Genomic DNA, 13609 nt, shown 5'->3' on the forward strand with positions numbered 1-13609 from the left:
AGCGGCATGGCACACACCAACGAGGACGTCGATCCGGCCCGGTCCGGCACCGCGACCGGCAACCGCTGGCTGCTCGTCGCAGCCGGGCTGCTGCTGCAGTTCTCGATCGGCGCGGTCTACGCGTGGTCGGTCTTCGGCGGCGCTCTCGAGGACGCCGAGCCGTGGCAGCTCAGCAAGGTGCAGGCCTCGCTGCCGTTCACCGTCACCATCGGGATGATCTTCCTCGGCAGCTTCGTCGGCGGGCGGTTGCAGGACGCTCGCGGGCCGCGCATCGTGGCGCTCGTGGGCGGCGTGGTCTACGCCGCCGGCATCCTGCTGGCGTCCCTCACCAACGGCGAGGAGGACTACTGGCTGCTGATCCTGGGCTACGGCGTGATCAGCGGCTTCGGCCTCGGCGCCGCCTACATCGTGCCGATCGCGATGCTCCAGAAGTGGTTCCCCGACAAGAAGGGGCTGATCACCGGCCTCGCGGTCGGCGGCTTCGGCTTCGGAGCGGTGCTGACGTCGCCCGTCGCGCAGTGGCTCATCGACCGCGACCCCGACGACCCGACCGGCGCGTTCCTCCCGCTCGGCCTCGCCTACCTGCTGATGTCGCTGGTCGGCGCCTCGGTCTTCCGCAACCCGCCCACCGGCTACACCGTGCCGGGCCACGAGCCCGTCACCGACGCCGGCGGCGTCTCGGGGGACGGCAAGGACTACACGCAGGGCGAGGCGCTGCGCACCCCCCAGTGGTACCTGCTGACCGCGATCCTGGCGCTCAGCGTGAGCGCCGGGATCTCGCTGATCTCGCAGGCCAAGACCAGTGCCACCGACATCGCCGGCTTCAGCGTCGGCGGGGCGGCCGCGCTCGTCGGCGTGCTGGCGATCTTCAACGGTGGCGGCAGGATCGTGTGGGCCGCGATCTCCGACTACATCGGCCGGATGCGCACGTTCGCTGCGATCCTGGTGCTGCAGGGGGTGTGCCTGATCCTGCTGCCGCACGCCGACAACGTGGCGTTCTTCGCGGTGCTCGCCGCCATCGTCTACCTCTGCTACGGCGGCACGTTCGGCACGATGCCGGCGACCGCCGGGGACTTCTTCGGGGTGCGCAACGCCGGCGCCATCTACGGCCTGATGCTCATCGGGTGGAGCGTCGGCGGCATCATCGGGCCGGTGATCGCCTCGGCCCTCATCGGCGACGACAAGGCCTACACGGTGGCCTACACCACCATCGGCGTCATCGCACTGGCCTCGGTGCTGCTCACCGTGGTGACCAAGGTCCCCGCGGGGCGGCGCGTCGACCACGGCTGAACCACGGCCGGTCACGGCCGAGCCACGTCGACGCGCAGGTCCTCGCGGGCCGAGCCCTAGGCTCTGTGCGTGAGCGCTGTCGCCTGGGGTACGCCGAGCGCGCGCGGGGTCGTGGCCGCCGCCACCCTCGGGTCGGGGCTGACCCTGCTGGACGGCACGGTCGTCAACGTCGCCCTCCGCTCGATGGGGGAGGACCTCGACGCGTCGCTGTCGCAGCTGCAGTGGATCACCAACGGCTACTTCCTCTCGCTCGCCTCGCTGATCCTCCTCGGCGGGTCGCTGGGCGACCGGCTCGGACGGCGGCGCGTCTTCGTGATCGGCACCGTCTGGTTCGCGCTCGCCTCCCTCCTGTGCGGGCTGGCCCCCAGCGCCGAGGTGCTGGTGCTCGCCCGGGTGCTGCAGGGCGTCGGCGGCGCGCTGCTCACGCCCGGCAGCCTGGCGATGATCCAGGGCGCCTTCCGACCCGAGGACCGCAGCCGGGCGATCGGCGCGTGGTCCGGTCTCGGCGGCATCGCGACCGCCCTCGGACCGCTCGTCGGCGGGCTGCTCATCGACCACGCCTCCTGGCGCTGGATCTTCCTCATCAACCTGCCGCTCGCCGTCGTGACGGTGTGGCTCGCGCAGCGCTGGGTGCCCGAGACCCGCGACCCGCGCGCCCAGGGCCGCTTCGACGTCCCCGGCGCGGTGCTCGCCTCGTTGGCGCTGGCCGGCACCACCTGGGCGCTGACCGACGCCGGCGGGGCAGCGACCTGGTGGGCGGCGGCCGTCGGGGTCACGGCCGCGGTGGCGTTCGTCGCGGTCGAACGACGGGCCGCGGAGCCGATGGTGCCCCTCCGTCTGTTCACCGAGCGCACCTTCAGCGCCGCGAACCTGATGACGCTGCTCGTCTACGCCGCCCTCGGGGCGATCCTGTTCTTCCTCGTCCTGCAGCTGCAGACCGTCGGGGGCTACAGCGCCCTCGAGGCCGGGCTGGCGACGCTGCCCGTCACCGCCTGCATGCTGCTGCTCGCCGCCAGGGGCGGTGCCCTCGGCGAGCGCATCGGACCGCGCATCCCGATGACCTTCGGGCCGGTGGTGATGGCGGCCGGCACCCTCTGGCTGCTCGCCGTGGGACCCGGCGTCACCTGGTGGCGCGACGTCGCACCGGGCCTGACCGTCTTCGGCCTCGGCCTGGCGCTCATGGTCGCTCCGCTCACCGCGACGGTGCTCGCGGCAGCCCCCGACGAGGTGGCCGGGGTGGCCAGCGGCATCAACAACGCCGTCGCGCGAGCCGGCTCCCTGCTCGCCGTCGCCGCGCTGCCCATGGCCGTCGGGCTCGCCGGCGACGACTATCGCGACCCGGCGCGGTTCGACGCGTCGTACGGCACCGCCATGACGGCCTGCGCGGTGCTGCTGATCCTCGGCGGGGCGGTCTCCTGGTTCACCATCCCCCGCCGTGTCCGTACGGCGCCTGCCTAGAGTCGTGGCATGACTGCACGACGTCGAGCAGGAGCGGCGGCCGCGGCCGCCCTCGCCCTGGTGCTCGTCGCGTGCGGCGGGTCGGCGGAGACCGGCGAGCCCGGCCCGACGCCCGGGCCGGCGACGACGAGCGCACCCACCGACGAGTCCTCGGACGGACCGCCCGCGTCCTCCACCGCGCCGATCGCGGACCCCGCGCACGCCGTCGACCTGCCGGGTCCGCGGCGAGGGCGGCTGTGGAGCGCCGACATCCTCCTCCAGTGGGACCGCCCGCTCGACGACGCGCTGGTCGAGCGGATCGAGAAGCTCGACGGGGTCGCGCACACCGAGCGCATCGGCCTGGGCCAGGTCAGCCTCGAGAACCGCGTGCTCACCGTCGCCGCGGTCGACCCGGCCGACTACCGACACTTCACCCGGGCCGACGTCGCCGACCTGCAGGAGGCCTGGGAGCGCGTCGCAGGCGGGGAGCTGGCGATCGACGAGACGGTCGCCCGGCGGCTGGCCGACGAGGACGGCACGATCCGCCTCGGCAGCGACGAGGCGGCCCCGCGCCTGCACGTGGGCGCGTACACGCCGCAGGTGCCCACCATCGACCTGGTCGTCAACACCGCCTGGGCCGAGGACATCGAGATGTCCACCGACAACGGGCTCCTGATCTCCACCGACGGCACCACGCCTGCCACCATCCGCCGGCCCCTGGAGCGGCTGGTCGGTCGCGACGTCTCGGTCCAGATGCTCGACGTGGCCTCGCGGCTGGGGCTCGACCCGGACGCCAAGCTCACCGCGATCCCCACCGGCGACACGCTCGGCAGCCTGGTCGGCACCTACCACTACCGGGTCCTCGGCGGCGGCCGGATCGCGCCCGACCCGGCGTGGGTGGCCGCCAACATCCGCACCGGGGTCGTGCCGATCCTCGGGAGCGTCACGTGCCACAAGGACCTGTTCCCGCAGCTGCGCGCCGCGCTGCTGGAGGTGCAGCAGCGTGGTCTCGCCGACGAGATCCACCCCGACGAGTACGCCGGCTGCTACTACCCGCGCTTCATCGCCGACACTACGACGCTGTCCAACCACTCCTTCGGCCTCGCGCTGGACCTCAACGTGCCGGGCAACCTGCGGGGAACGGCCGGCGCGATCGACCGCGACGTGGTCGAGATCTTCAAGACGTGGGGCTTCGCCTGGGGCGGCGACTGGAGCTGGACCGACCCGATGCACTTCGAGCTCAGCGAGGTCAAGGCGGTCGGCTAGCTAGGGTCGGCGCATGCGCGCTGTCCAGGTCGTCACGCCCACCGGTCCCGCCGACGTCGAGGTCCGCGAGGTCGACGCGCCCACCCCCGGACCGCACGACGTGCTGGTCGAGGTGCACCGCGTGGGTGTGGCGTTCCCCGACCTGCTGATGAGCCGCGGGGAGTACCAGGTCAAGCCCGAGTTGCCGTTCACCCTCGGCGTCGACTTCGCCGGGGTCGTGCTGGACCCGGGCTCCCCGGAGTCGAGCGGCTTCACCGTCGGCCAGCGCGTCGCCGGCGTCAACCTCCACGGCGGGGCGGCCGAGCAGGTCGCCAATCCGGCGATATTCACCTTCGCGCTGCCCGACGCGCTGTCGTACGACGAGGGCGCCGCGCTGCCGATGAACTACCTGACGGCGCTGTTCGCGCTCGAGGAGCGTGGGGGTCTGCGCGAGGGCGAGACCGTCCTCGTGCACGGCGCGGCGGGAGGGGTCGGCACGGCGAGCCTCCAGGTCGCCAGAGGTCTCGGCGCCCGGACCATCGCGGTGGTCAGCACCGAGGAGAAGGCGGCCTTCGCCCGCGCCGCCGGAGCCGACGAGACGGTCGTCGGCCGCGACTTCAGGGACGCGGTCCGGGACCTGACCGGCGGCAGGGGCGTCGACGTGGTGGTCGACGTGGTGGGCGGGGACGCCTTCACCGACTCCCTGCGGTGCCTGGCCGAGCAGGGCCGCGTGCTGGTCGTGGGCTTCGCCGCCGGTCAGGGGATCCCCGAGGTCAGGGTCAACCGGCTGCTGCTGGGCAACACCGACGTGCGCGGTGTCGGCTGGGGCGCGTACGCGATGACCCGTCCGGGCTACATGCAGCGGCAGTGGCACCGGCTGGCGCCGATGATCGAGTCCGGGATCGTCCGGCCCCCGATCGGCGCGACCTACGACCTCGCGGACTTCGGGCGGGCGCTCGTGGACATGGACGGGCGTCGCACCCTCGGCAAGTCGGTCGTGCGGGTGCGCTGACCCCCCGCGTCGGGCGCCCGGGTGGGTGGTCGGGGCTAGGGTCGGGCGCGTGACGATCCTCGACGCCGCCCGCGAGGGCATGAACCCCGACATCCGCCCGCAGGACGACCTCTTCGGCCACGTCAACGGCCGCTGGCTGGACGAGACGGAGATCCCGTCCGACAAGTCGAGCTGGGGTGCGTTCATCGCGCTGGCCGATGCCGCCGAGCAGCAGGTGCGCGACATCATCACCGAGCTCGCCGACCGGCCCCGTGACGAGCTCGACGACGACGAGCGCAAGATCGGGGACCTGTTCGCCTCCTTCATGGACACCGAGACGATCGAGGCCAAGGGGCTCGACCCGATCCGCGGGCTGCTCGAGCGTGCCTCCTCGATCGGCGACCTGACGGAGCTCGCGGCGTTCCTCGGCATGTACGAGCGCATCGGCGGGCCCGGCCTCTTCGGGTCCTACATCACCCCCGACCGCGCCGACGCCTCCCGCAACATCGTCTACCTCGCCCAGGGCGGCCTCGGGCTGCCCGACGAGTCCTACTACCGCGAGGACAAGTTCGCCGAGATCCGCGAGAAGTACCGCGACTACCTCACCACGCTGCTGCGGCTCAGCGAGCACGCCGACCCCGAGGGCGCGGCGGCCAGGGTGCTGGCGTACGAGACCCGGCTGGCCGAGGGCCACTGGGAGGCCGCCGAGACGCGCGACGTGCAGAAGACCACCAACCACAAGAGCCTCGACGAGCTGCGCGAGCTGTGCCCGGCGTTCGACTGGATCACCTACGTCACCGGCCTCGGCGGCACCGAGGAGATGCTGCGCACGACGATCGTCATGCAGCCCGACTTCTTCTCCCACCTCTCGACGGTGCTCGAGGAGACCCCGCTGGAGACCTGGCACGACATCCTGCACGTGCGGATCGTGCGCAGCTCCGCGGCGTACCTCCCCGACGAGTTCGTCGAGGCCAACTTCGACTTCTACGGCCGGACCCTCAACGGCACCCCCGAGCTGCGCGCCCGCTGGAAGCGCGGCGTCGACTTCGTCGAGGGCGCGATCGGCGAGGCCGTCGGCAAGGTCTACGTCTCCCGCCACTTCCCGCCGACCTCGAAGCAGATGATGGACGAGCTGGTAGCCAACCTCGTCACGGCCTACCGCCGCTCGATCGAGGCGCTGGACTGGATGGGCGAGGACACCAAGCAGAAGGCCTACGACAAGCTCGACCGCTTCTACCCCAAGATCGGCTATCCGGCGCAGTTCCGGGACTACTCCGTGCTCACGATCTCGCCCGACGACCTGATGGGCAACGTCGCGTCGGCCTCGGCGTTCGAGACCGATCGCCAGCTCGAGAAGGTCGGCCAGCCCGTCGACCGCGACGAGTGGCTGATGCTGCCGCAGACCGTCAACGCCTACTACCACCCGGGCACCAACGAGATCTGCTTCCCGGCCGCGATCCTGCAGCCCCCGTTCTTCAGCCCCGACGCGGAGCCGGCGGAGAACTACGGCGGCATCGGCGCGGTGATCGGCCACGAGATCGGGCACGGCTTCGACGACCAGGGCGCGCAGTACGACGGCGACGGCAACCTGCACGACTGGTGGACCGCCGACGACAAGACCGCCTTCGAGGCCAAGTCGCAGGCTCTGGTCGCGCAGTACGACGCCTTCGAGCCGCGCAACCTGCCCGGCGAGCACGTCAACGGCAGCCTCACGGTGGGCGAGAACATCGGCGACCTGGGCGGCCTGACCATCGCCCACAAGGCGTTCGTCCTCAGCCAGGGCGGGGAGGCCTCGGTCGAGGACCGGCGCACGCTGTTCCTCAACTGGGCGCACGTGTGGCGCACCAAGCGCCGCAAGGAGCAGGAGCTGCAGTACCTCACGATCGACCCGCACAGCCCGGCGGAGTTCCGCGCCAACATCGTGCGCAACCTCGACGAGTTCCACGAGGTGTTCGAGACCCGGCCCGGCGACGGCCTCTGGCTCGAGCCGGAGGCACGCGTCCGGATCTGGTAAGCAAGCGGTGATTCCGACGGCTCGGGCCCCGGACCCCGATGGGGTCCGGGGCCCGAGCCGTGCCGTCAGTTCGCGACGGACGCGCAGACGACGTCCAGGGTGAGGACCTGAGGCGTCACCGGCAGGGCGTTGAGACCGGTCGCGGTGAAGGCCGTCTCGCTCGTGCGGGTGACCTGGCTGAACAGCTGGTTGAGGCTGGCGAGCGGCGCAGAGCCGTAGGACGCCGTGGCCGACAGCGCCTTCTTCCCCTCCGCGCAGGCGGCCGCCACGGTCCCGGTGCCGCTGAGCGCGGGAATCGGCACGGTCCGCCGGACGACCTCGAGGCCGCTCAGCCCGGGCAGGCCGGCCAGTCCCTGGATGCCCGGGAGACCCTGGGCACCGGCAGCGCCCGCGGGCCCCGCGGGTCCCGTCGCACCGCGCGGGCCGGCCGGTCCGGCGGGGCCCGTCGAGCCCTTGAGCTTGGCGGCGGCCGCGGTCGAGAGGTCCTTGACCTTGAGCGAGCGGTTCTTCACGTCGCGGCTGGTGATCGTGCCGTCCTTGATCTGCTTGCCGGTGATCAACATCGACGCGGTGGCGCCCGCGCCGGCGGAGAGGACGAGGGCGATGACGGCGACAGCGATGGCGAGTCCGGTGCGCGATGTTGATCTCATGGGGGAACTCCGTAACAGATGTGGGGGTGATGTTGCCTGGGAGAGTAGGGCGCGCCGACGCGTGCCGCGTGTCCTTTCCCGATTTCCGCGGGCCCGCCGCCCGCGCGGTTGAATGTCGGCGTGACGCTGCCGGGACACGACCAGTCCACCTACCGCCTCCGGATGGAGTGGGGGCCGACGGGTGCGGAGGCGGTCGCGGCGGACTACGCGGTGGTCGTCGACGTGCTGTCCTTCACCACCACGCTCGACGTCGCGATCGAGCGCGGCATCGAGGTCTTCCCGTTCCGCTGGCGCGACTCCCGTGCGGCCGAGCACGCGGTGCGGCACGGCGCGGCGCTCGCGGTCGGCCGGTTCGAGGCGCTGTCGCGCGGCGACGCCCGGCACGTGTCCCTGTCCCCGGCCAGCCTCGCGGAGGTCGACGGCATCGAGCGGCTGGTGCTGCCCTCGCCCAACGGATCCAGCATCGCGTTCGCGCTGGCCGACTCGGGCGCGCAGGTCGTGGGCGCGTGCCTGCGCAACGCCGGCGCGGTCGCCCGGTGGCTGGCGCCCAAGGTGGCCGACGGTGCCAGCGTGGTCGTCGTACCCGCCGGGGAGCGGTGGTACGACGACACGCTCCGACCCGCGGCGGAGGACCTGTGGGGAGCAGGCGCCGTCCTGACGGCGCTGGACGCGGAGGTCGAGGCGAGCGCGAGCCCGGAGGCGCGCACGGCGATGGCTGCCTGGCAGGCCGCGGTCCTGCCGCTCGACCTGCTGCACTGCGCCGGTGGTCGCGAGCTCGTCGACGCCGGCTTCGCGGCCGACGTGGAGATGGCCGCCCAGCACGACGTCAGCGACGTCGTACCGGTGCTCGCCGGAGAGTCGTTCCGCGACGCCGCCGACCCGCACCCCCCCGCACCGCGGCTGCGGCGCGTCGGTCCCTGACGGGGCGGTGAGGCACGTCGGGCGTGCGACACCGCCGCCCGGGGACAAGGCGTGCCCGGCGATGCGTGTTCTTGCACGTTAATCCGTGTTTATCTATGATTCCTCGCATGACCTCCCTCCTGATTCTGATCGCCGGCCCCTACCGATCCGGCACCGGCGACGACCCCGACCGCATGGCCGCGAACCTCGCCCGCCTGGAGGAGGCCGCCTGGCCGCTGTTCCGAGCCGGACACGTCCCGATGATCGGCGAGTGGGTGGCCCTTCCCGTGCTGCGGTCGGCCGGCGCCGACGGTCCGCTGGACCCCTTCGCCGAGCAGGTGATGTACCCGACGGCCGAGCGCCTGCTGGAGCACTGCGACGCGGTGCTGCGGCTGCCCGGCGAGTCGACCGGAGCCGACCGCGACGTGGAGATCGCCCAGCAGCGGGGCCTTCCCGTGTTCCACGACCTGGCCGAGGTGCCGGGCGTCACCGTGGATGCCGCCTCGTGACCGCGAGGCGCGGCGTGCCGGGCCTCGACGTCCCGGACGCGCGCGGTCGCACGGGCCTCGACCGTGTCGGACGCGACCTCACCGGCAACGCCGACGTGGTGGTCCGCGACGTCGAGCTGCTCGCGGCCGGGTGGCACGTGCTGCGGCGCACCACCTTCGACTACCGCGACTCCCACGGTCGCTGGAGCACCCAGCAGCGCGAGACCTACGACCGCGGCGACGGCGCCACGATCCTGCTGTACGACCCCGCGCGTCGCACGGTGCTGCTGACGCGTCAGTTCCGGTTCCCGGTGTACGTCAACGGGCACCCCGACGGGCGGTTCATCGAGGCGGCGGCCGGCCTCCTCGACGCCGACGACCCGCTCACCGCGATCCGGCGCGAGACCGAGGAGGAGCTCGGCGTCACGCTCGGCGAGGTCGAGCACGTCTTCGACCTGTGGATGAGCCCCGGGTCGGTGACCGAGCGGCTGTACTTCTATGCCGCCCCGTACGCCCAGGCGGACCGGACCGGAGCCGGCGGCGGGCTCGCGGCGGAGGGCGAGGACATCGAGGTGCTCGAGCTCGACATCGACGACGCCCTCGCCCGGGTCACCAGCGGCGAGATCGCGGACGCCAAGACCGTCCTGCTGCTGCAGTGGGCGGTGCTGTCCGGTCCGTTCGGAGCCGACGCCTCAGTCCGCGTCGCCTCCGGCGTCGACGACGGGAACGCCGGCCTGCACCAGGTCCCGCACCACGCGTGAGCTCGCCGGTGCGTCGGTGACGATGCCGGTCACCCGGTCGAGCGGCAGCACCGTGAACGGCGACGCGGCGCCGATCTTCTCGACGCTGGCGAGCACGTAGGTCTCGGCCGCGCGCTCGGCCAGCAGGCGCTTCATCGCGGCCTCGTCGGCGTCGCCGGTGGTCAGGCCCGCCTCGGGGTGAACCCCCGTGACGCCGAGCAGGAACAGGTCCGCGGACACCCCGGCCGCCGCCTCGGCGGCCGCGGCCCCGCACGTCACGGCCGAGTGCTTGAACAACCGCCCGCCCAGCACCACGACCTCGACCGACGGGTGCTCCACCAGGGCGGCCGCGACGGTGACGCTGTGGGTCACGACGGTGGCGTCGAGGCCCGCGGGCAGGGCACGGGCCACCTCGAGCGCCGTGGTGCCGCCGTCCAGTAGCAGCGTGGACCCCGGCTGCACCAGCGCGACGGCGGCGGCCGCGACGCGGCGCTTGCTGTCCGGTGCGACGGTCCCGCGCGCGGCGTAGTCGCCCACGGCCGGCGAGACGGGGAGCGCGCCGCCGTACACCCGCTGGCACAGGCCGGCGGCGGCGAGCTCGCGCAGGTCGCGGCGCACCGAGTCCTCGGTGACGCCCAGCTCCGCGGCGACGTCCTTGGCGACGATCCGTCCCTCGTTGCGCAGTCGGGCGAGCAGGAAGTCCCGTCGTTGAGCGACCAGCATCGGCCGTGCTCACCCTCCTCCGTGCGGCGTCGTCGGCGTCCCACCCTCTCACGCGAGCGATGCTCGGAGCCGCAGACCTCCGGCCACCCCGACCGCGGCTGCGGCGCCTGGAGGGCTGACCGCAGACCGGAAATCGCTCGCCCGGGCCGGGGGTGCTGGCCCTAGGATTCCCGCGCACGTACATCAGGGGGAGATCGCGCGTGATCGAGGTACTGGGTCCGCTCCAGGTGAGCAGCGACGGTGAGGTCGTCGACGTCGGGTCGCCCCGGCACCGCGAGGTGCTCGCGGCCCTGGTCGTCGACTGCGGGCGCGTGGTGTCGAGCGACTCGCTGCTCGAACGGGTCTGGGGCGACGTGGGCCGCGGCGCCAGCCCGTCCAACCTCCACGCGGTCATCTCGCGCCTGCGCGGCCGGCTCGCCGCGGCCGGTCTCGGTGTGGGCATCTCGACGGTGTCGCCGGGCTACCGGCTCGACGCCGATGGGGCCGTCGACGCCGTCCGCTTCCAGGAGCTGCTCGACGGCGGCCGCGAGGCGCACGCCTCCGGCGACCTCGGCAAGGCGCAGCTGTTGCTCGAGGAGTCGCTCGGACTCTGGCGGGGTCCGGCCTACGCTGACATCCGGCTGCCGTTCGCGGAGGTCGAGTCCGCCCGGCTGGAGGGCCAGCGGCTCGCCGCCTGCGAGCTGCTCGTCGACGTCGACCTCGCCCTCGGCCGCCTCGACGCGGCGCTCGACCGGCTTCCCGCGCTGGTGGCCGAGCACCCGCTGCGCGAGGCGTTCCGGCGCCAGCAGATGCTCGCGCTCTACCGCTCCGGCCGGCAGGCCGAGGCGCTCGCGGTGTACGCCGACCTGCGCGAGCTGCTGGCCGACGAGCTGGGCATCGACCCGGGCCCCCAGCTGCAGGAGCTGCACCACCAGGTGCTGACCCAGGACTCCGGGCTGGACGCACCACCCGCGCCTCCGGTGACGCCACCGGCCGCCGGCCCGGCCCGTGCGGCCGAGCCGCTGTGGCACTCCGACGTGGTCGTGCCGGCCGACGGCCTCGTCGGTCGCCAGCACGACGTGGAGCACCTGAGCGAGCTGCTCGCCGGCTCCGGCCAGCGGCTCGTCACCGTCACGGGCATCGGCGGCGTGGGCAAGACCCGGCTCGCGCACGCGGTCGCCGAGGCGTCGCGCGGGGCGTTCGCCGACGGCGTGGTGGTCGTCTCGCTGGCGCCGGTGACCGACCCCGACCTCGTCCTGCCGGCGATCGGTCGCGCGGCCGGGCTCGCGGCGGTCGAGGGCCTGGACCCCCTCGAGGCGGTGGTCGCCCAGCTGCGCTCGCGCCACCTGCTCGTCGTCGTCGACAACCTCGAGCACCTGCTCGACGCCGCGCCGGCCCTGGCTCGATTGGTGGCCTCGTGCCCGCGGCTCAGCCTCCTCGTCACCAGCCGGACGACGCTGCGCGTGCGCGGCGAGCTGCAGTACCAGCTGCCTCCCCTCGAGCTTCCCGCCGAGGACGAGACCGACCCCGACGTGCTGGGCGCGTCGGCAGCGGTCGCGCTGTTCGTCGACCGGGCCAGGGGGGTGCAGCCCGGCCTCGTCCTCGACGGGACCACGGCCACCGCCGTGGCCGGCATCTGCCGCCGGCTGGCCGGCATCCCGCTGGCGATCGAGCTGGCCGCCGCCCGGTCGCACCTGATGCCGCCGGCGCTGATCCTCGAGCACCTCGACCGGGTGATGGCGCAGGCGGGAGCGCGCGACCTGCCGGTGCGCCAGCGCACGATGCGCGCCGCGCTCGACTGGAGCCACCAGCTCCTCGGCCCCGAGCAGCAGGCGGTCCTTCGGCGGCTGGCGGTCTTCTCCGGTGGCTTCACCCTCGACGCCGTCGAGGCGGTGCTGGGCGAGGACCCGAACCGGCCTGACGCGCTGGCGGTGCTGGAGGAGCTGGTCGCACACTCGCTCGTGCTGCGCGACGCCGACCACCCCGACGTCCTGCGCTTCCGGCTGCTCGAGCCGGTGGCGCAGTTCGTCGGCGACCTGCTGGTCGGCGAGGAGCGGCGCGCTGCCCAGGACGCTCACCTGCGGCACTTCCTGGCGCTCGCCGAGGCGACCGAGCCGAGCTTCCGGGGGCCCGGCACCGCCGAGGCGCTCGCACTGACCCAGCGCGAGCACGCCAACCTCGTCGCCGCGGCCGAGTGGGCGCTCACGTCGGGGCAGGGCGACCTGGCGGGTCGCCTCACCTGGGCGATCTGGCTGTTCTGGTGGCTGCGCGGCCACTTCCTCGAGGGACGTCGGCTCACGCAGGGCGTGGTCGAGCAGGACGTCTCGGGCCCGGTGGCGGTCCGCGCGCACGCCGTCCTGGGCGCCCTGACGTTCGCCCAGGGCGACATGCGGCTCGCCCGGAACTTCTGCCGCGCAGCCGAGCTGGGACGCGAGATCGGCGACCTCGAGGGCGAGGCGCACGGCGTCGCCGGTGAGGGGCTGATCGCGCTGGCCGAGGGCAGCGTCGACGAGGCCGAGGTGCGCTTCGTCGAGGCGGTGCGCCTCACCGAGGCGTGCGGCCTCGGTGGCGAGTGGCTGTGGACGCTGGCCCACGTCTGGCGCGCGACGGTGCGCCTGCTGGTGGGCTTCCCCGACCAGGCCGAGCCACTGCTGACGGCGGCGCTCGCCGCCGCCCGGCGACGCAACGACCCGCTCGCCACCTACGTCGCCCTGTTCACCTCCGTGCAGGTCGCGACCGCGTCCGGTGACGTCGTACGCGCCCGCGCCCAGATCGACGAGGGCGTCTCCCTCAGCGTCGAGACGGGTGACATGGCCAACCTCGCCTACTTCCTCGAAGCGCTCGCCGTCGTGGAGTCGCAGCAGGGCGCCCACGCCCGCGTCGCCGCGCTGCACGGGGCGGCCGAGCGGCTGCGCGAGACGGTCGGTGCCGACGTCTACGGCTACTACCAGCCCGACGAACGGCTCCTCGCCGACGCGCTCGCCGCGGCTCGCGACGGGCTGGCGGCGTCGTACGACGACGAGGTGGCGCGGGGCCGTGCCCTCGGGCTGGCCGAGGTCGTGGCGCTGGCCCGGTCCGGCGCGGCGTCGTAGGAGCGGCCGGCCACCCCCCGGCCGCGCTCTGCGGTGCGCGCAAGGAGACCGCAGGCCGAC

General features: G+C 73.5%; 11 protein-coding genes. 9 read left to right on the top strand and 2 right to left on the bottom strand.

What is annotated here, in order from left to right:
• The first annotated feature begins 6 nt into the window (after positions 1-6).
• The 5 genes from J3P41_RS14380 (at position 7) to J3P41_RS14400 (ending at position 6977) form a co-directional block, all read left to right on the top strand.
• A complete protein-coding gene (locus J3P41_RS14380; protein WP_210651053.1) occupies positions 7-1290 on the top strand; it encodes an OFA family MFS transporter in 1284 nt (427 codons plus the stop codon).
• A gap of 69 nt (positions 1291-1359) precedes the next feature.
• On the top strand, positions 1360-2748 hold the full coding sequence (locus J3P41_RS14385; protein WP_307862005.1) for an MFS transporter: 1389 nt from the start codon (positions 1360-1362) through the stop codon (positions 2746-2748).
• A gap of 9 nt (positions 2749-2757) precedes the next feature.
• Positions 2758-3993, top strand: a complete 1236-nt coding sequence (locus tag J3P41_RS14390) for a M15 family metallopeptidase (protein ID WP_210651054.1) — start codon at positions 2758-2760, stop codon at positions 3991-3993.
• A 13-nt stretch (positions 3994-4006) separates the two neighbouring features.
• Positions 4007-4984, top strand: a complete 978-nt coding sequence (locus J3P41_RS14395) for an NADPH:quinone oxidoreductase family protein (RefSeq protein WP_210651055.1) — start codon at positions 4007-4009, stop codon at positions 4982-4984.
• 49 nt (positions 4985-5033) lie between these two features.
• Entirely contained in the window at positions 5034-6977 is a 1944-nt protein-coding gene (locus J3P41_RS14400) for a M13-type metalloendopeptidase (RefSeq protein ID WP_307862006.1), read from the top strand.
• 65 nt (positions 6978-7042) lie between these two features.
• On the opposite strand, the gene J3P41_RS14405 is transcribed toward J3P41_RS14400, so the two are convergent.
• Positions 7043-7627, bottom strand: coding sequence for a hypothetical protein (locus J3P41_RS14405; protein ID WP_210651056.1), 585 nt, complete (start codon positions 7625-7627; stop codon positions 7043-7045).
• Between the two features lie 120 nt (positions 7628-7747).
• On the opposite strand from J3P41_RS14405, the gene J3P41_RS14410 reads away from it, so the two are divergent.
• From J3P41_RS14410 to J3P41_RS14420, 3 genes are all read left to right on the top strand, one after another.
• Positions 7748-8548, top strand: a complete 801-nt coding sequence (locus J3P41_RS14410; RefSeq protein WP_307862007.1) for a 2-phosphosulfolactate phosphatase — start codon at positions 7748-7750, stop codon at positions 8546-8548.
• A 107-nt stretch (positions 8549-8655) separates the two neighbouring features.
• Positions 8656-9036, top strand: coding sequence for a DUF4406 domain-containing protein (locus tag J3P41_RS14415; protein WP_210651057.1), 381 nt, complete (start codon positions 8656-8658; stop codon positions 9034-9036).
• Entirely contained in the window at positions 9033-9776 is a 744-nt protein-coding gene (locus tag J3P41_RS14420) for an NUDIX domain-containing protein (protein WP_210651058.1), read from the top strand. Before J3P41_RS14415 ends, J3P41_RS14420 begins: the two co-directional genes overlap by 4 nt.
• Here the strand turns inward: J3P41_RS14420 and J3P41_RS14425 are convergent.
• The gene (locus J3P41_RS14425; protein WP_210651059.1) at positions 9708-10478 is read right to left on the bottom strand and encodes a DeoR/GlpR family DNA-binding transcription regulator; all 771 of its coding nucleotides are present in this window, start codon (positions 10476-10478) and stop codon (positions 9708-9710) included. The genes J3P41_RS14420 and J3P41_RS14425 overlap by 69 nt on opposite strands.
• 200 nt (positions 10479-10678) lie before the next feature.
• Between J3P41_RS14425 and J3P41_RS14430 the strand changes: the two genes are divergently transcribed.
• Positions 10679-13549, top strand: a complete 2871-nt coding sequence (locus J3P41_RS14430; protein WP_210651060.1) for a BTAD domain-containing putative transcriptional regulator — start codon at positions 10679-10681, stop codon at positions 13547-13549.
• The last annotated feature ends 60 nt before the right edge of the window (positions 13550-13609 follow it).

The sequence above is a fragment of the Nocardioides sp. SYSU D00065 genome (assembly GCF_017916425.1).
Lineage (GTDB): Bacteria > Actinomycetota > Actinomycetes > Propionibacteriales > Nocardioidaceae > Nocardioides.